At 64.5% G+C, this 15,213-nt stretch carries 20 protein-coding genes; 11 read left to right on the plus strand and 9 right to left on the minus strand.

The features are described from left to right. Positions 1–5 precede the first annotated feature (5 nt). Entirely contained in the window at positions 6–281 is a 276-nt protein-coding gene (locus tag AC5WEY_RS22615) for a DoxX-related protein (RefSeq protein WP_269607782.1), read from the plus strand. Between the two features lie 96 nt (positions 282–377). Then, positions 378–1,418 (plus strand): NAD(P)-dependent alcohol dehydrogenase, encoded by a 1,041-nt coding sequence (locus tag AC5WEY_RS22620; protein ID WP_057475110.1) that lies wholly within the window; start codon positions 378–380, stop codon positions 1,416–1,418. A 54-nt stretch (positions 1,419–1,472) separates the two neighbouring features. Here the strand turns inward: AC5WEY_RS22620 and AC5WEY_RS22625 are convergent, their stop codons facing one another. Continuing rightward, the gene (locus AC5WEY_RS22625) at positions 1,473–2,330 is read right to left on the minus strand and encodes a polyphosphate kinase 2 family protein (RefSeq protein ID WP_057475111.1); all 858 of its coding nucleotides are present in this window, start codon (positions 2,328–2,330) and stop codon (positions 1,473–1,475) included. A gap of 33 nt (positions 2,331–2,363) precedes the next feature. Between AC5WEY_RS22625 and AC5WEY_RS22630 the strand changes: the two genes are divergently transcribed. Next, positions 2,364–2,825, plus strand: coding sequence for a PPOX class F420-dependent oxidoreductase (locus AC5WEY_RS22630; RefSeq protein WP_495647638.1), 462 nt, complete (start codon positions 2,364–2,366; stop codon positions 2,823–2,825). Between the two features lie 69 nt (positions 2,826–2,894). On the opposite strand, the gene AC5WEY_RS22635 is transcribed toward AC5WEY_RS22630, so the two are convergent. Together AC5WEY_RS22635 and AC5WEY_RS22640 are read right to left on the minus strand one after the other, a co-directional pair. Next, positions 2,895–3,884, minus strand: a complete 990-nt coding sequence (locus AC5WEY_RS22635; protein WP_495647639.1) for an iron-siderophore ABC transporter substrate-binding protein — start codon at positions 3,882–3,884, stop codon at positions 2,895–2,897. Positions 3,885–3,900: 16 nt separating this feature from the next. Further along, a complete protein-coding gene (locus AC5WEY_RS22640) occupies positions 3,901–4,446 on the minus strand; it encodes a type 1 glutamine amidotransferase domain-containing protein (RefSeq protein WP_495647640.1) in 546 nt (181 codons plus the stop codon). Positions 4,447–4,517: 71 nt separating this feature from the next. Here AC5WEY_RS22640 and AC5WEY_RS22645 point away from each other — a divergent pair, with 71 nt between their 5' ends. Beyond that, a complete protein-coding gene (locus AC5WEY_RS22645; RefSeq protein WP_495647641.1) occupies positions 4,518–4,694 on the plus strand; it encodes an Rv3202a family protein in 177 nt (58 codons plus the stop codon). Here the strand turns inward: AC5WEY_RS22645 and AC5WEY_RS22650 are convergent. Further along, complete coding sequence (locus AC5WEY_RS22650) at positions 4,691–5,428, minus strand: TetR/AcrR family transcriptional regulator (protein ID WP_057475114.1); 738 nt, start codon at positions 5,426–5,428, stop codon at positions 4,691–4,693. The genes AC5WEY_RS22645 and AC5WEY_RS22650 overlap by 4 nt on opposite strands. 73 nt (positions 5,429–5,501) lie before the next feature. Here AC5WEY_RS22650 and AC5WEY_RS22655 point away from each other — a divergent pair, with 73 nt between their 5' ends. The 5 genes from AC5WEY_RS22655 to AC5WEY_RS22675 all read left to right on the plus strand — a co-directional run bounded on the left by AC5WEY_RS22655 (position 5,502) and on the right by AC5WEY_RS22675 (position 9,565). After that, complete coding sequence (locus AC5WEY_RS22655; RefSeq protein ID WP_057475115.1) at positions 5,502–6,776, plus strand: DUF445 domain-containing protein; 1,275 nt, start codon at positions 5,502–5,504, stop codon at positions 6,774–6,776. 73 nt (positions 6,777–6,849) lie between these two features. Further along, positions 6,850–7,317: a helix-turn-helix domain-containing protein gene (locus tag AC5WEY_RS22660; protein ID WP_045198858.1), complete on the plus strand. Its 468-nt coding sequence runs from the start codon at positions 6,850–6,852 to the stop codon at positions 7,315–7,317. Further along, entirely contained in the window at positions 7,310–8,098 is a 789-nt protein-coding gene (locus AC5WEY_RS22665) for a heparin-binding hemagglutinin (protein WP_495647642.1), read from the plus strand. Before AC5WEY_RS22660 ends, AC5WEY_RS22665 begins: the two co-directional genes overlap by 8 nt. A gap of 72 nt (positions 8,099–8,170) precedes the next feature. Continuing rightward, positions 8,171–8,458: a DUF2516 family protein gene (locus AC5WEY_RS22670; RefSeq protein WP_371828356.1), complete on the plus strand. Its 288-nt coding sequence runs from the start codon at positions 8,171–8,173 to the stop codon at positions 8,456–8,458. A gap of 81 nt (positions 8,459–8,539) precedes the next feature. Next, on the plus strand, positions 8,540–9,565 hold the full coding sequence (locus AC5WEY_RS22675; protein WP_495647643.1) for an alpha/beta fold hydrolase: 1,026 nt from the start codon (positions 8,540–8,542) through the stop codon (positions 9,563–9,565). Here the strand turns inward: AC5WEY_RS22675 and purU are convergent. Both purU and AC5WEY_RS22685 read right to left on the minus strand, forming a co-directional pair. Further along, on the minus strand, positions 9,562–10,446 hold the full coding sequence (purU, locus tag AC5WEY_RS22680; protein ID WP_057475118.1) for a formyltetrahydrofolate deformylase: 885 nt from the start codon (positions 10,444–10,446) through the stop codon (positions 9,562–9,564). The two genes, AC5WEY_RS22675 and purU, sit on opposite strands and share 4 nt — an antisense overlap. 13 nt (positions 10,447–10,459) lie before the next feature. Beyond that, positions 10,460–11,302, minus strand: a complete 843-nt coding sequence (locus AC5WEY_RS22685) for a class I SAM-dependent methyltransferase (RefSeq protein ID WP_495647644.1) — start codon at positions 11,300–11,302, stop codon at positions 10,460–10,462. Between the two features lie 59 nt (positions 11,303–11,361). Between AC5WEY_RS22685 and deoC the strand changes: the two genes are divergently transcribed. Further along, on the plus strand, positions 11,362–12,012 hold the full coding sequence (gene deoC / locus AC5WEY_RS22690; protein WP_495647645.1) for a deoxyribose-phosphate aldolase: 651 nt from the start codon (positions 11,362–11,364) through the stop codon (positions 12,010–12,012). A 22-nt stretch (positions 12,013–12,034) separates the two neighbouring features. Here the strand turns inward: deoC and AC5WEY_RS22695 are convergent, their stop codons facing one another. Continuing rightward, positions 12,035–12,781 (minus strand): LmeA family phospholipid-binding protein, encoded by a 747-nt coding sequence (locus tag AC5WEY_RS22695; RefSeq protein WP_057475121.1) that lies wholly within the window; start codon positions 12,779–12,781, stop codon positions 12,035–12,037. A gap of 110 nt (positions 12,782–12,891) precedes the next feature. Between AC5WEY_RS22695 and AC5WEY_RS22700 the strand changes: the two genes are divergently transcribed. Beyond that, positions 12,892–13,479 (plus strand): type IV toxin-antitoxin system AbiEi family antitoxin domain-containing protein, encoded by a 588-nt coding sequence (locus tag AC5WEY_RS22700; protein WP_057475122.1) that lies wholly within the window; start codon positions 12,892–12,894, stop codon positions 13,477–13,479. Positions 13,480–13,482: 3 nt separating this feature from the next. Here AC5WEY_RS22700 and AC5WEY_RS22705 read toward each other — a convergent pair whose 3' ends face one another. Further along, positions 13,483–14,424: a GNAT family N-acetyltransferase gene (locus AC5WEY_RS22705; protein WP_495647646.1), complete on the minus strand. Its 942-nt coding sequence runs from the start codon at positions 14,422–14,424 to the stop codon at positions 13,483–13,485. Positions 14,425–14,448: 24 nt separating this feature from the next. Then, positions 14,449–15,144: a class I SAM-dependent methyltransferase gene (locus AC5WEY_RS22710; RefSeq protein ID WP_495647647.1), complete on the minus strand. Its 696-nt coding sequence runs from the start codon at positions 15,142–15,144 to the stop codon at positions 14,449–14,451. Between the last annotated feature and the right edge of the window lie 69 nt (positions 15,145–15,213).

Consider the following 15,213-nt stretch of genomic DNA (forward strand, 5'->3'; position numbering starts at 1 on the left):
CGTCAGTGAGCAAGTCCAAGAAGTCGAACGGTCTGGTCACCAAGGCATTCGGAATCGGATTGGCCGCCACCGGCGCCGCCCACTTCGTGGTCCCCGAGGCCTTCGAGGGAATCACCAAGCTCCCGTTCCCGAAGGACACGCGAACCTGGATCAGTCGCAACGGGGCCACCGAATTGGCAGTCGGCGTCGCGATCGCGTACCCCAAGACACGCAAGATCGGACTGGTCGGTCTGGTGGCGTACGTTGGATGGCTGGGCGTCAACATCGCCAAGAACGGCTGACGTTACTGTTGCGAAAGACTCGTTTAGCTAAGGAATAGCCTGGTCGAAGCGGTAGCTGTGTTGCGCTTACACAGATGCGTAGGTAGCAATGTAGTTATGACTTCAGCTACCGCTTACCAGGCCACCGCTCCGGACGCCCCGCTCGAGAAGGCGACTATCGAACGCCGCGCAGTCGGACCGAACGACATCCTCATCGACGTCAAGTTCGCCGGCATCTGCCACTCCGACATCCACACCGCCCGAAACGAGTGGGGCGGCACCACCTACCCAGTCGTTCCAGGACACGAGATCGCCGGCATCGTGGCCGAGGTCGGCTCCGATGTGACCACTCGCAAGGTGGGCGACCGCGTCGGCGTCGGCTGCTTCGTCGACTCCTGCGGCAAGTGCGAGGCGTGCCTCGACGGCGACGAGCAGTACTGCACCAAGGGCGTCGTCCAGACCTACAACTCGGAGACGTACGAGGGTGAGTTCACCAACGGTGGCTACTCCACCCAGATCGTCGTCACGGAGAAGTTCGTGCTCGGCATCCCCGAGGGCGTCGAGCTCGACGTAGCGGCACCACTGCTGTGCGCAGGCATCACGCTGTACTCGCCGCTGAAGCACTGGGGAGCGGGCCCCGACAAGAAGGTCGCCATCATCGGCATGGGCGGCCTCGGCCACATCGGCGTGAAGATCGCCCACGCCATGGGTGCACACGTCACCGTGCTCAGCCAGACGGACGCGAAGGAAGCCGACGGCAAGGCCTACGGTGCCGACGAGTACTACGCCACCAAGGACACTTCCGCGCTCAAGGATCTGCAGGGCAAGTTCGACCTGATCCTCAACACCGTCTCCGCGAACCTGCCCATGGGCAAGTACCTCGGCCTGCTGGCCCGCAACGGCACCCTCGTCGAGCTCGGTGTTCCCGAGAAGCCACTCGAGGTGCCGGCCTTCAACCTGCTGGCCAACCGCCGGTCGTTCGCAGGCTCCATGGTCGGCGGCATCGCCGAGACCCAGGAAATGCTGGACTTCTGCGCCGAGCACCACATCGGTGCCGAGATCGAGCTCATCCCGGCCGAGAAGATCAACGAGGCCTACGACCGCGTCGTCAAGTCCGACGTGCGCTACCGCTTCGTGATCGACGCAGCGACGTTCTGATCTCCACCCAGATCTGACCGAGGGCCCGCGACATGACGTCGCGGGCCCTTCTCGTCAGCTTTCGGCGAGTCGCTGCTTCTCGTGCTCGACGTCGAAATCGGCTGCGGGCCAATCGAGATCGAGCTTTTCGAGCGCGTCGATCAGAATCTCGGTAACTGCCAATCTGCTGTACCACTTACGGTCGGCGGGCACGACGTACCAGGGTGCGTGATCGGAATCCGTGCGATCGAGAACTCGCTGATACGCCGTCCGGTACTGCGGTAGGAAACCGCGCTCGGTGACATCACCCGGGTTGTACTTCCAATGCTTCTCGGGGCGATCGAGCCGCTCCTGCAAGCGCTTCTTCTGCTCGTCCGACGAGACGAACAGAGCAACTTTGACGACGACGGTGTCCTCGTCGACCAATTCCTTCTCGAAGGCGTTGATCTCGTCGAATCGCTTCTCCCACACCTGTCGTGGCACCAGATCGTGCACGGCAACGACGAGTACATCCTCGTAGTGCGAGCGATCGAACACCCCGATCCGACCGGCTCGCGGAAGTGCCTTGCGGATACGCCACAGATAGTGGTGTTGCTTCTCCTCCTGCGTCGGAACCCCGAACGACGCCAAATCGACGCCTTGTGGATCCACCATCCCGATGACGTGCTTGACCATGCCGCCCTTGCCTGCAGTGTCCATCCCCTGCAGCACGAGCAGGACGGATTTGGTACCCCCGGCGCGTCCGTGGGCATACAGCTTCTCCTGAAGCGCGGCCAGGACCGCGCCGCGCTGCTCGAGGACGTCGTTGCCGTGTGCTTTCTTGCCGTCGAAACCCGGAGTAGCAGTGAAATCGATGTCCTCCACCCGTGGAGAGGAACCGGCGCGCAGCACGTCGACGGGAGACAGCGTCCACAAATTCGAGTTGTCGGCCATGGTTGAGGAGACTACTTCTCTACGATGGAACGCATGGCCCCTACGATTGCAAAAGCTGAATCCGCAACGCGTGAGCAGCTACTCGAGTTCGTCTCTCCGCGACATCACCACACGTTGATCACCCGCAAACGCGACGACGGTTTGCAGGTCTCGCCGGTGTCCGCGGGAGTGGACTCCGAGGGCCGCATAGTGATCGCCACGTATCCGGAGCGCGCAAAAGTGCTGAACATTCGCCGGAATTCGGCCGTCACGGTGCTGGTGCACAGCGACGATTGGAACGGCGACTACGTGCAGGTAGACGGAACGGCCGAGATCATCGATCTCCCCGACGCCGTCGAGCCTCTGGTGGAGTACTTCCGTAGCATCGCCGGCGAGCACTCGGATTGGGACGAGTACCGCGCGGCGATGGTGAAGCAGGGAAAGTCGTTGATACGCATAGTGATCGACAGCTGGGGCCCGATCGCCGCGGGTGGCTTCCCCCCGGGGAGGGTGTAACAAGCCCTCCGGGAAGAGTGTGACAAGCCCCCGGGAAGAGCGTGACAAGCCCACCGGGACGAGTGTGATCTAGCCCTTCAGCGGTGCTGCGAACAGTGGCACTGCGTTCTCCAGCGCGTATCGGGTACCCGCGACCGAGGCGGCCGAGAATGCGTTGGACAGGTTCGTGTCACCGAGCACCACGAGGCGTCCGTCGCGTGCCGACGGCAGACCCTGGATCGACGGGTTGTCGGTGATCACCTCGGGTCCGGTGCCGATGGGGAACATGACCGTCAGGTCGGCGTCGAGCGCGGCGATGTTCTCTTCCGACAGTTCGATGATGAACGCTCCGGGTTCGGCGAGATCCTGGACGGCCGGGGTGTTCGTCAGGCCGAGTGATTCGAGGAAGTCGACGCGGGTGTCGCCCTGCACGTAGGCACCGACCTGTCCGCTGTAGAGCGTGCCGACGGCGACTGTCTTGCCTGCGAACTCCGGGTTGGCGGCGACGGTCTCTTCGACCTGATCCTTGGTGTCGTCGACGAGTTTCTTGCCCTCGTCGACTTTGCCGAGAGCCTGCGCGACGATCTCGGTCTGGCCGTCCCAGGTGGTGCCGTAGGCGACGTCGGTTCCCGGCGGTGCCGCGACGGTGGGCGCGATGTCGGACAGATCGTCGTAGACGGCTTTGTCGTTGGTGCTTCGCGTCCACAGAATCAGGTCCGGTGCCAGAGCCGCGACCGATTCCAGGTCGACGTCGAAGGTCCCGACGATCGTGGGATCGGTGTCGTAGGACTCGTCGACCCACGGGCCCAATCCGTTTCCGCCGACGCCGAGCCAGTCACTGGCACCGACGGGTTGAACGCCCAGGGCCAGCGCTGTCTCGGCATCGGACCAGCCGAGTGCCACCACGCGCTGGGGGTTCGAGGGCACTTCCACCTCGCCGAACATGTCGGTAACGACGATGCCACCCGACTCGGCGGGATCGGAGTTGCCGCCGTCACCGGCGTCGGAGCTGCATGCGGTCAGGGCGAGAGCGAAGGCGAGGGCTGCCGCAGGCAACGTCAGGGAACGAGAAATGCGCATAGGGCACGCTAACCTATCAAGCGGCGAAATGCTCCACGATCTTCGCGCAGAAGGCCGGCAGGTCGTCCGGGTTGCGGCTCGAGACCAGGTTGCCGTCCACTACTACTTCCTCGTCGACGACGGTCCCGCCTGCATTGCGGATGTCGGTCCGGATGCTCGGGTAGGACGTCAGCGTTCGGCCCTTCAGGACGTCGGCTTCCGCGAGGGTCCAGGCACCGTGGCAGATGACGGCCACAGCTTTTCGGGAGTCCATGAACGCGCGAACGAACTCGACAGCGTCCGCATCGACGCGGAGTTGGTCGGGATTGGTGGTTCCGCCGGGCAGGATCAACGCGTCGAAGTCCTTGACCGAGACGTCTGCGACGACGCGATCGACCGTGAAGGTGTCGGCGGCATGAACGTCGCTCTCCATGGCTTGGATGTCACCGTGGTCGAGTGAAACCAATGTGACTGTGGCTCCGGCGTTTTCGACAGCTTCGCGGGGCTGCACCAGCTCCACTTGCTCGACACCGTCGGTGGCGAGAATGGCGACGCGGCGTCCGGACAATGTTTGTGTGGTCATGGAATTTCGGATTACCGGCATGCTCGAGTTTCAAACGAGAACGGGTGCACTGCGATGGTACGAATGGAGACATGAGCGAATCACCCATCGAAACTCCGACCGAGGACCGCGTCGAGCAGAATCTGCCGATCATGGACGAGCCCGACGAACCGAGTGCGGATGATCTACCCACCGAGGCCGATGCCTCGGACGTGTTGGATCAGCGCGCAGAAGTGCCTCTGGACGACGACGATCGGGACGGGCGTTAAGGTTTGGGCTCGTCGTCGACCAGCGGATGCGGCTGCGATTTGAACTTCGCGGGCGACCCGTCGGCCATCGCGACACCGTGGATGCCGCCCCACATCATCATGCACAGGTAATCGATCAGGTCGTCTGCCGACATGGACTTGTTGGAGATCCACCAGTGGGTGGCCAGTTGGACCGCGCCCACGATGGCGAAGGCCCACGGCACCGATCCGCCGGAATCCATCTCACGTTGACGGAGGCGCTCACCGAGGACGGTCGAGAGCAACTCGGCAATCATTCGCTCGGACTCGGCGACGACATCGCGGTTGTTGCCCGCGTTGTTCGCCATGACGTAGAGGTACACCTCGGGATCGGTGGCAACGGTCTCGACATAGGCGGTCACCACCACACGGGTGAGCTCGTACTCGTCGAGTTCGTGTGAGATGGCGGAGTAGATCCGTGGGGCAAGTGTCGTTTCGACGTACCGCGACATGGTGGCGCTGGTCAGATCGTTCTTGTCGGTGAAGTAGCGGTAGAGCACCGTCTTCGAGATACCGATCTCCGACGCGATCTCGTCCATTCCGATCTCGCGGCCACGCAACCGAATCGCGGCCAACGTGCCGTCGACCAGTTCCTCGCGTCGAGCGATCTTGTGCTCGCGCCACCGACGTTTGCGGCCGTCCGGCTTCTCGGCCTTGGGCTTGTCCTCGCTCGGCTCGGACTCGTCCAGCTTTGCCTCCGTCGTATTTCTCGCCACATCTCCACCCTATGCGCCTGCTCCGACACCATTGCAGGCTGCGTCCGGTTGATCCGTCACATTTCTGGGCACAATGTCGGTTGTGCAGCTCATGAACTTCGACGACGACACCAAGCGCCGCGACCTCCGCAAGATGAAAACGGTCGCGACGGGCTTCCTCGTCTTCGCATCGGTCGTCTACCTGTTCTGTCGGTGGCAGGAGTCGACGGGTGCGGGGGCCTGGGTGGGCTACGTACGCGCCGCGTCGGAGGCGGGCATGGTCGGCGCGCTCGCGGACTGGTTCGCGGTGACCGCGCTGTTCAAGCATCCGTTGGGCATCCCGATTCCCCACACGGCGCTGATCAAGAAGAAGAAGGATCAGCTCGGGGCGAGCCTGAGCTCGTTCGTCGGCAGTAACTTCCTTGCGCCCGAGGTGGTGTCGGAAAAGGTTGCGTCGGCGCAGGTTCCGTTGCGGTTGGGTACCTGGCTCGCTCAGCCCGACAACGCCGAACGCGTTGCAGCCGAAGCGGCGACCGTGTTGCACGGTGTGGTCGACGTGCTCAACGACGAGGACATCACCGCGGTGATCGACAGCACCATCGTGCGCCGACTCGCCGATCCGCAGTGGGGGCCGCCCATCGGCCGCATCCTCGACGAGTTGCTCCGTGAGAACCGTCAATTGCCGCTGATCGACATGCTTGCCGAGAGGGCTCATCAGTGGGCACTGGGCAGTCAGGAAATGATCGATCGCGTCGTGGCCCGGGACTCCCCGAACTGGTCGCCGAAGTTCGTCGACACCCTGCTCGGCGAGAAGGTCTACAAGGAGCTCGTCGAGTTCACCTGGAAGATCCGATCCAACCCCGAGCACGACGTTCGTCTTGCCGCCAACAAGTTCCTCATCGATTACGCCAACGATCTGCAGCACGACCCCACCACCATCGAGAAGGCCGAGAAGCTCAAGGCGCAGATCATGGGGCGCGAGGAGATCACCGGCCTGGCTGCCGCCACCTGGAAGGTCGCCAAGCGTCTGATCACCGAGTCGGTCGACGATCCGACGAGCACGCTGCGTACCAAGATCAAAGAGAACACGGTCAACTTCGGCATTCGTCTGCGCGACGACGACGAGTTGCGCGCCAAGGCCGACGGTTGGTTGCTGGGCGGGGCCCGTTACATCGCTGCCAACTATGCCGACGAGATCACCACGATCATCGGCGACACCGTCGCTCGTTGGGACGCCGAGGAAGCGAGCAAGAAGATCGAACTGCAGGTCGGACGCGATCTGCAGTTCATTCGGATCAACGGAACCGTCGTCGGATCCATCGCCGGACTGGCCATCTACACGGTCTCGGATCTGATCTTCGGACACTAGTGCTAGCAGGGTGCTTGCAATAGTTAGCACCCTTCGGTACTGTCCAGTAGGACACCGAAAACAGGAGGCCGAGATGGCCGAGAACGAGGGGGATCTGGTCGCCAAGGCGACCGAGGCGACGCAGGTGGTCGCCGAGGCAGGGGATCTGGTCGCTGCCGTCGTGACGACAGCAGCCCAGGACATCGGAAGCTACATCCGGTCGCAACGGGAAGCCGCGCAGGTATCGATGCGGCAACTCGCCAGTCGGGCCGGAGTGAGCAACCCCTACCTGAGCCAGATCGAACGCGGACTGCGAAACCCGTCCGCGGAAGTACTAGCGCAGATAGCCAAGGGTCTGCGTGTCTCCTCGGAGGTGCTGTACGTCCGGGCCGGGATCTTGGAAGCGCGTCCCCACGGTCCGGTGCGCGAAGCTCTGCTCGGCGATGAGCACATCACCGAACGGCAGAAGCAAGTGCTGATCGAGATCTACGACTCGTTCTGTCGTGAGAACGAGTCGACGCAAGAGCCCGAACCCGACGAACAGGAGACACCCGATGTCTGATTCCAAGAACTTCGAGAACGTCAAGACCCCTATCTTTGCAGCTGTCGGTGCCGGCGACGCTGTCGTCCAGGCCGTAGCGGACGTCGTCGCTCAGGTGCGCTCGCGCGCCGAGAACCGCACCAACGAGGTCAACGCTCGACTCGCCGACATCTCCGAAGAGGTCACCGAGGGCGTGGAGAACCTGCGCGAGCGCCTTGCCGCCCTGCCCGCGGAACTCCCCGACGAGATCGCCGAACTGCGTGAGCGCTTCACCCCGGAAGAGCTGCGCAAGGTTGCCGAGGCCTACCTCAAGGTTGCCTCCGACCTCTACACCTCTCTCGCCGAGCGCGGCGAAGAGGCCGTCGAGCGCATCCGCCGCACGCCCGCCGTCGAAGAGGGCCTCGAGCGCGCCAACACTGCAGCCAACGACGTCGTCGACCTCACCGAGCAGGCTCTCGGAACCGTTGCTTCGCAGACTCGCGCAGTCGGCGAGCGCGCCGCAGCTCTCGCCGGCATCGCGTCGGACAAGGTTCGTGAAGGTGCCGAGGAGATCTCCGACGCAGCCGACGAGCTCGCCGAGAACATCGACGAAGCAGGCGACGAGGCCAAGGACAAGGCCATCAAGACTTCCGACAAGGTGAGCGGCGTGGCGGGCACGGTCGAGGCCAAGACCCGCAGCAACGCGAACTCGCCGATCAAGAAGACGCCGGCACCGGCCAAGAAGACGGCACCGGCACCGGCCGCGAAGAAGGCCACCCCGGCTCCGGCCAAGAAGGCTCCGGCGAAGAAGACCACTCGCTAAAGCATTCGTAAAGAATACGACCCCTGCGCCGCGCGGTGCGGGGGTCGTTTCTCGTACACTGACCGCGTGAGCATCGCCGGCAGCTTCAGCTACTACATCCTTACCTTCCTGCAGATCCTCGGAGTGGTAGGTGCAGGATTCGCGATCTTCCACGCACTGCGTCAGCGCGCGGACGCTTTTCCTGCCGTGGACAAGCTGACCAAGAACGCCTGGCTGGCCATTCTGTTCGTAGGTCTGTTACTGATCCTGGTCTCCGGAGTGATCGGATTCCTGGGCATCATCGGCGTCGTCGCTGTGTGCGTGTATCTCGTCGACGTCCGACCCAAGATCGACAGCATTCAACGCGGACCCCGCTGGTAGGCAGGCGCATCGACGCCCACGAGATCGTGGGCGTACCGTCTACCGCACCCGCCAGGGGGTCGAGGTAGAGGGGATTTTTCTGTGGTTTCTCGCAAGGTAGTCGAACGTGTGCTGCTCGGAATCGGCGGCGCGGCCGCGGCTGCGTCGGTCGGTGCCTTCGTCGTCCGACGGCGTCGCCTGCATTCGTTTACCAAGACGACCGACGTGCGTCCCGACGAGCTTCTGCAGCACCCCACGATCGAGCCGCACATCACCGAGGTGGTCACCGACGACGGAGCTCATCTGCACGTCCGTAGCTACGGTGAAGCAGATGCCGAACCGATCGTCTTCAGTCACGGCTGGACGTGCTCGGCCGACTACTGGTTTCCACAGGTCAACGCCCTCGCCGATCGATACCGCGTCATCACGTACGACCAGCGTGGCCACGGCCGCAGCGATGTCGGAACGCGGCCGCTGAGCCCGGACGTGCTGGCCGACGACCTCGCCGCAGTGCTCGCCGCGACCGTCGTCGAAGACAACAAGGCCGTCCTGGTGGGGCACAGCATGGGCGGTATGTCGATCATGGCGTGGGCCGGAAACTACCCCGAACAGGTCGATCGACTCGTCAGTGCCGTGCTCCTCGCCAGCACCGCCACCGACTCTCTGGTCCGCGAGACCACCGTCATCCCGTTGCCGCAGCGCTTCCCGCGCGTTCCGGCACCGGTCGGTCGAGCCGTATTGAGCTCGGCGTTACCGCTGCGGCCGTCGCCGGTGACGCGTCAAGCCATCAAATACATCTCGATGGCCCCCGGAGCCACGGCAGCCGAGGTGGCGTTCTGCGAGAAGATCGTGCTCGAATGCGCCCCGCGCACACGGGGCATCTGGGGCGCGGCGATCAGCGACCTCGACATCCGCGAGGCGCTGGCGAACATGTCCGTACCCACCAGCGTCCTCGTCGGATCTGCCGACCGGCTCACCCCGCCGGTGCACGCCCGCAAACTGGCCCGCGCGCTGGACGATCACGACCACCTGAGCCGATTGATCGTGATCCCCGGCATCGGTCACATGAGCTCGGTGGAAGCGATAGACGAATTCAACACCGAAGTGGTGCGGCTGAGAAATCTCTAGCTGAACACCACGGTCTTGCGGCCGTGGACCAGCACCCGATCCTCCAGGTGCCAACGCAGACCACGGGAGAGCACCAGCTTCTCGATGTCGCGGCCCTGACGCACCATGTCGGTGGTCTCGTCGGAATGGTCGACCCGGATGACGTCCTGCTCGATGATCGGGCCCGCGTCGAGTTCGGCGGTGACGTAATGGCACGTCGCACCGATCAGTTTGACGCCCCGGGCAAAGGCTTGGTGGTAGGGCCGAGCACCGACGAACGACGGCAGGAAGCTGTGGTGGATGTTGATCGCCCGCCCCGCCCAGTGTTCGCACAGTGATTCCGGCAGCACCTGCATGAAGCGCGCCAGCACCACTGCGTGGGGGTCGTAGGAGTCGACCAGCGAGCGCACCTTCTCGAAGGCAGGCCCGCGCTCGGCCGGATCCTTGGCGAACTCGACGTGATGGAACGGTGTGCCGTGCGCGGCAGCGATCGGCTCGAGCGACTGGTGGTTGCCGATCACCGCGGAGATCTGCGCAGGCAGTTCGCCGCCCGCCGCTCGTCCGAGCAGATCGTGCAGGCAGTGCGCTTCCTTGCTGACGAGCAGTACCACGCGCTTCGGTTCGCCCGAATCATGCAGTGTCCATTCGGTTTCCGGCCCGAGCTCGGCGGCTACCTCGGCGAACCGTGCGCGTAGATCCTCGATGCTCATATCCACCGACGACGCCCGCACGGCCTGCCGGGTGAAGAACCAACCGGTGTCTGGATCGGCGTGATACGCGGCCTCGACGATCCAACCGCCGACGTCGGCGAGGAAGGTCGAGATGCGGGCGACGATGCCCGTCTTGTCGGGGCAACCGAGAGACAGAACGTAGCGGCGGTCCTCGGACACGGAAGAACTCATGCCGACGATTCTCTCAGGGCGTGCGGACTCCGGTTGCCACCAGTGTCCCGAGATCGATCGAATCGATCCCGCGCTCGGTCAGTAGCGCCGAGAACTCGGCCCTTATCTGCGTGCGCGTTCCGTCGTCGAACGGAGTGAGCGCACCGCGCAGGGCGGTGCCCAGCACGAAATCCCACACGAACGACGGGGTCGCCGGTACGTGGTTCGACAGCTCGACGATCCGGACGTCGGATGCGCCGGCTGCGGTGAGCCAGGCACCGAGGAGATCCGGTGTCTCCATCCTGCGGATCGGGTGATCGTCGAATCCCGCCGCCGGATCGGGTGCGCTGCCCGCGCTCGACGGCCAGTGTCTGCCGACCACGTCGAAGAATGCGGCCGAGTAATCCCGGACCGAGCCCTCGCGCCACACCGTCACTCCGACACGCCCGCCCGGGCGAACCAACGAGACGAGTCGCGCAAAATCCTGCTCGGGATCGGGAAGGAAGAAGATGCCGTACGAGCAGGCCAGCGCGTCGTATCCGGCATCCGGAACCGTCGACGGCGGCTCCCACTCGGTGGCGTCGGCGACGACGAAGTCGATGTTGCGCAACGCCCGATCGGTGGCCTTCCTGCGGCCCACCTCCAACAGATCGTCGGCGAGGTCGATGGCATGCACGACGCCGTCGGGTCCGACGGCGGCCGCTGCGGGAATTGCCGACGCCCCGGTGCCGGAGCACACGTCCAGAACGGCGTCGCCGGTAGCCAACTCGAGGGCGAAAGCGAGCGATTGCCCGGCCGGCCCCCAGACCTGCGGCGTCACCGCGTCGAATTCCCTGCTGGTGGCATTGAACGTGGCGGCGAGCGACTCTGCGGTCATGACCGAAAATCGTAGACCGACAGGGCTGCGATCGGCAGAGCTGTGAAAAGCTGGACCGTATGACACTCACCCGCGCCGCCCTCGCCGGAATGGTCGACCACACCCTGCTCAAGCCCGAGGCCACGACCGCCGACGTGAACGCTCTCATCGAGGAGGGCCGTGCGCTCGGAGTGCTCGCAGTGTGCGTCTCGCCGTCGATGCTGCCGATTCGCGCCGAGGGAATGCTCACCGCCGTTGTCGCCGGATTCCCGTCGGGTAAGCATCATTCGTTGATCAAGGGATCCGAGGCGCGCCTCGCGGTGCAGCAGGGTGCCGACGAGGTCGACATGGTGATCGATGTCGGAGCGGCCATTGCGGGCGACTACAACGCCGTTCTGGCCGACATCGTGACCGTCCGTGAAGGCATCGGCAACGCAGTACTGAAGGTGATCATCGAATCGGCAGCGCTGTCAGACGAAGCGATCGTCGAGGTGTGCCGCGCAGCAGAAACTGCGGGCGCGAACTTCGTCAAGACATCCACCGGATTCCATCCGGCAGGCGGCGCAAGCGTCGAGGCCGTGCGTCTGATGGCGGAAACCGTCGGCGGTCGGCTGGGCGTCAAGGCCAGCGGCGGCATCCGTACGACGGAGGCCGCCCTGGCGATGATCGACGCGGGCGCAACACGATTGGGGCTGTCGGGTACCCGTGCGGTGCTGGACGGGTTGAACTAGAGCGACTGCGTGCACATGGGGGCTAGGCGACGAGCGAGCAGCCCTCGGGGGTCTGCTGATTCTGGTTCTGTTGAGTCGCGGGGATCGTGTACTGCCCGCCCTCGAGTGTGAGCTCGATGCCGGAGTCGGTGACGGTCAACGACGTCGGCGTCATGTCCAACGGGTACGCCTGCAGGCTGTCGGTCAGCACTCCGACGACGGAGTCGACCAGGTCGGTGGGGATACCGAGACCCAGGATCGACGCGTCGACGGTCTGGAAGTCGACGCGGCCGTCGGCGACCTGCGGCTTGACGGTCAGGTTCGCGAGAGCGCCGACGGCGAATTGGAGGGTGCCCGCCGATGCGTCCGAGGTGACGCCCGAGACGATGGCACCGATTCCTTGGCTCTGCAGGGTGCGGGTGATGCCGTCGGTGGACCACGCGATGTCGGCACTCGAGCTGCCGATGGTGCCGCCGGAGTCTGCGGACTGGGTGAGGTTCAGATCCCGTGCCTCGGCGTGCACGACCATGCCCTCCGCCGGCCCGAATCGCGCGTCGTCGCTGTCGACGGTGACCGACGAGACCTTCTTGTCCACCAAGGAGAGCAGAACCGGCTTGAGGCCGAGACCGACCTCGACCTGGCTGCCGAGCTCGGATTCGAGTTGGCCGGCGAGGCACGATTTGATCTGCTGACGCACGAACAGCTCGCCACCGATGACGGCGACGAGGAGGACTACAACGACGGAGACCGCAATCAACGGCACGCTGCTGCGCTTGGCTGTGGAGGACATTCCCGGCAGTCTTCCCGATGATTCTGAGCAAGCTCTGTGAAACTCGCCGAACAGATGTCTCCGATACCAAAGTTTGTGATCTGTAACACATTTTGACGTAGGCTTGCGGCATGGGTACGACAGGACCGAGTGTGCAGGAACTGCACTCGCTCGCCACTCGCCAGGACGGCTATTTCACCGCCGAGCAGGCCGGGGAGCTGGGCTTCGATCCGGCTATGGTGCGCGTCAACCTGGCCACGAACACCTGGACCCGCGTCGAGCGCAACCTGTTCCGGCTGGGTCAGTGGCCCCACAGCGAGCTCGAGGTGTTCGCGATGTGGTGCGCCTGGTTCGGCGGCGAGGCAGTGATCTCGCACCAGAGCGCCGCCGAGCTGCACGGATTCGGTCACCTGCACCCACAATTTGTGCACTTGTGCGCGTTCGGAGACCTACGCCTGAGCGATACCCGACTGGCGGTTCACCGTCTGCGGCTCGAGCCTCGAGACGTCGAATCGGCCGGCACGTTCAACATCACCACGCCGGTACGGACGGTGCTCGATCTCGCCGCCGGGGGAATCTCGCAGCTGACCCTCGACGAGGTGGTGTGCGACGCCGTGGCGATCGGTCGCGTCGACCCGCAGGCGCTGTACTCCGAGGCCGCCAGCAGCACCGACCGAGTGGCCGAACGCGTCGAGCTGGCATTGTCTGCCTGTACGTGATCGCTAGCCCGCGTGCACGATCCGGGTGCGAGTGACGGTGAAACCTGCGCGCTCGAAGGCTGCTCTCATGGGTAGATTCGGCGCGTCGGTGGTCCCCACTATCTTCTGTTCCCCGGCGTCGTGATGGATGCGGACCATCTGCGAAAGCAAATCATGAACGTAGCCGTTGCCGCGGTGTTCGGGTAGCACGCCGAGATAGCTGATGGCGGCGTCGTATGCGTTTCGGGTCGGCACGATGAAGCCGACCGTGGTGCCGTCCGTCCGGCTCGCGATCTGCCAGGCTTCCCGATGCCCCGGTAGGGAGCTGTAGAAGGCGAGGTCGTCTGCCGCGAGTGCGGCTACCCCGTGTTCGGCGACCATGGCGCGGGTATGGGAATCGAGACTCCCGGCTGCGACGGCCTCGAACACCTCGAGGAACTGGGCGTCGGTGCCCGCCGAGAAGTGCAGACGAGTCGAGGCCGCGGGCACCGGATCGTCAGCGGATCGGGCGAAGGAAACACGTTCGGTCGTGCGGGTGAAACCGCCTCGGCGTGCGGCCGATTCACGCCACGCCAATGCCGACGGTAATGAGGCGTCTCGTGAATTACTCACCGCCACATCGACATTGAATTCGAGAGCGGCGGTGTGCTCGAAGGCTGTCCGAGAAGTGCTGATGAGGGCGGCACCGACGTCGGACGGTTGCTTCTCGGCAGGCAGGACCGACAAGCAGTCGAGGGTGACGGGGCTGGTTGCGCCCGGTCGGCCCCACCACACAGCGCGCCCGACCGGACGGCCCGCGCGCTCGGCAAGCCAGGTCCACTCGTAGCGGTAATTGCCCGACGCCATTTCCTCGCGGAGACGAGCTCGATCGACCCAGTCGACCGGTTCCTCGCAGGACCACTGATCGAGTGCAGGGAGGTCGGCGGGCGTGCTGGGTCGGACCGTCAGCGAATCAGATCCGTCCATTCCGGCCTCCTTCGTGATCCTCGATCATCTCGGTGCAACCGTCGCCCAGGGCACCGTGAGCACGTTGTCTCGCATCCGTCGGCGGGGGAGTGCGATCGGAAGCCCCTGTTCGGCAAGTATTTTTAGGGCCGCACGCCAACGTAGGCGGGGTCCGAACGGGGCCAGTGGTGCCGAGACCGACCATGCTCGATCAGCGCGCTGCAGTAGTTCGTGGATCAGCTCGCCCTCGATGTTGCGGTGTATCAACACCTTCGGAAGCCGCTCCGCGATGTCCGACGGCATCTCGACGTCGAAAGGATCCCAGGCCAGAGTTAGAGACCGCGGGCCGTCGGCGTCGAGCAATACCCACGCGCAGCGTCGACCCAACTCGTCGCAGGTGCCGTCCACCAGCAGGCCGCCGGGTGCCAGGCGGGACTGAATGCGTTGCCACGCAGCAGGAACCGCGTCTTCCGGATATTGCCGCAGCACGTTGAACGCGCGTACCAGGTTCGGGCTCAGACCGGCCAACTCGAAGCCACCGCGAGCGAACTCCACGCCGTCACTCCCCGGAACGACGCGAGCGGGGTCGATCTCGAGGCCCGTCACGCGGATATCGGGTCTGATGGTGCGCAGTCGACCGGCCAGCTCGAGCGTCGTGTTCGGCATCGCCCCGTAGCCGAGGTCGACGACGAGTGGATTCGGCGACTCGAGCAGAACGCGTCGAACATCGGGGTTGTGCATCAGCCACCGGTCACTGCGACGCAACCGATTGATGCCGGTGGTGCCGCGAGTGATGACGCCTTCAGGCCC

This window comes from Rhodococcoides sp. S146-33 (assembly GCF_059489205.1).

Excerpts from the sequence above, each read along its gene's own strand:
- AC5WEY_RS22620 (WP_057475110.1), top strand. The coding sequence starts at position 378 with ATGACTTCAGCTACCGCTTACCAGGCCACCGCTCCGGACGCCCCGCTC.
- AC5WEY_RS22625 (WP_057475111.1), bottom strand. The coding sequence starts at position 2,330 with ATGGCCGACAACTCGAATTTGTGGACGCTGTCTCCCGTCGACGTGCTG.
- AC5WEY_RS22630 (WP_495647638.1), top strand. The coding sequence starts at position 2,364 with ATGGCCCCTACGATTGCAAAAGCTGAATCCGCAACGCGTGAGCAGCTA.
- AC5WEY_RS22635 (WP_495647639.1), bottom strand. The coding sequence starts at position 3,884 with ATGCGCATTTCTCGTTCCCTGACGTTGCCTGCGGCAGCCCTCGCCTTC.
- AC5WEY_RS22640 (WP_495647640.1), bottom strand. The coding sequence starts at position 4,446 with ATGACCACACAAACATTGTCCGGACGCCGCGTCGCCATTCTCGCCACC.
- AC5WEY_RS22645 (WP_495647641.1), top strand. The coding sequence starts at position 4,518 with ATGAGCGAATCACCCATCGAAACTCCGACCGAGGACCGCGTCGAGCAG.
- AC5WEY_RS22655 (WP_057475115.1), top strand. The coding sequence starts at position 5,502 with ATGTCGGTTGTGCAGCTCATGAACTTCGACGACGACACCAAGCGCCGC.
- AC5WEY_RS22660 (WP_045198858.1), top strand. The coding sequence starts at position 6,850 with ATGGCCGAGAACGAGGGGGATCTGGTCGCCAAGGCGACCGAGGCGACG.
- AC5WEY_RS22665 (WP_495647642.1), top strand. The coding sequence starts at position 7,310 with ATGTCTGATTCCAAGAACTTCGAGAACGTCAAGACCCCTATCTTTGCA.
- purU (WP_057475118.1), bottom strand. The coding sequence starts at position 10,446 with ATGAGTTCTTCCGTGTCCGAGGACCGCCGCTACGTTCTGTCTCTCGGT.
- AC5WEY_RS22685 (WP_495647644.1), bottom strand. The coding sequence starts at position 11,302 with ATGACCGCAGAGTCGCTCGCCGCCACGTTCAATGCCACCAGCAGGGAA.
- deoC (WP_495647645.1), top strand. The coding sequence starts at position 11,362 with ATGACACTCACCCGCGCCGCCCTCGCCGGAATGGTCGACCACACCCTG.
- AC5WEY_RS22695 (WP_057475121.1), bottom strand. The coding sequence starts at position 12,781 with ATGTCCTCCACAGCCAAGCGCAGCAGCGTGCCGTTGATTGCGGTCTCC.
- AC5WEY_RS22700 (WP_057475122.1), top strand. The coding sequence starts at position 12,892 with ATGGGTACGACAGGACCGAGTGTGCAGGAACTGCACTCGCTCGCCACT.
- AC5WEY_RS22705 (WP_495647646.1), bottom strand. The coding sequence starts at position 14,424 with ATGGACGGATCTGATTCGCTGACGGTCCGACCCAGCACGCCCGCCGAC.
- AC5WEY_RS22710 (WP_495647647.1), bottom strand. The coding sequence starts at position 15,144 with ATGCACAACCCCGATGTTCGACGCGTTCTGCTCGAGTCGCCGAATCCA.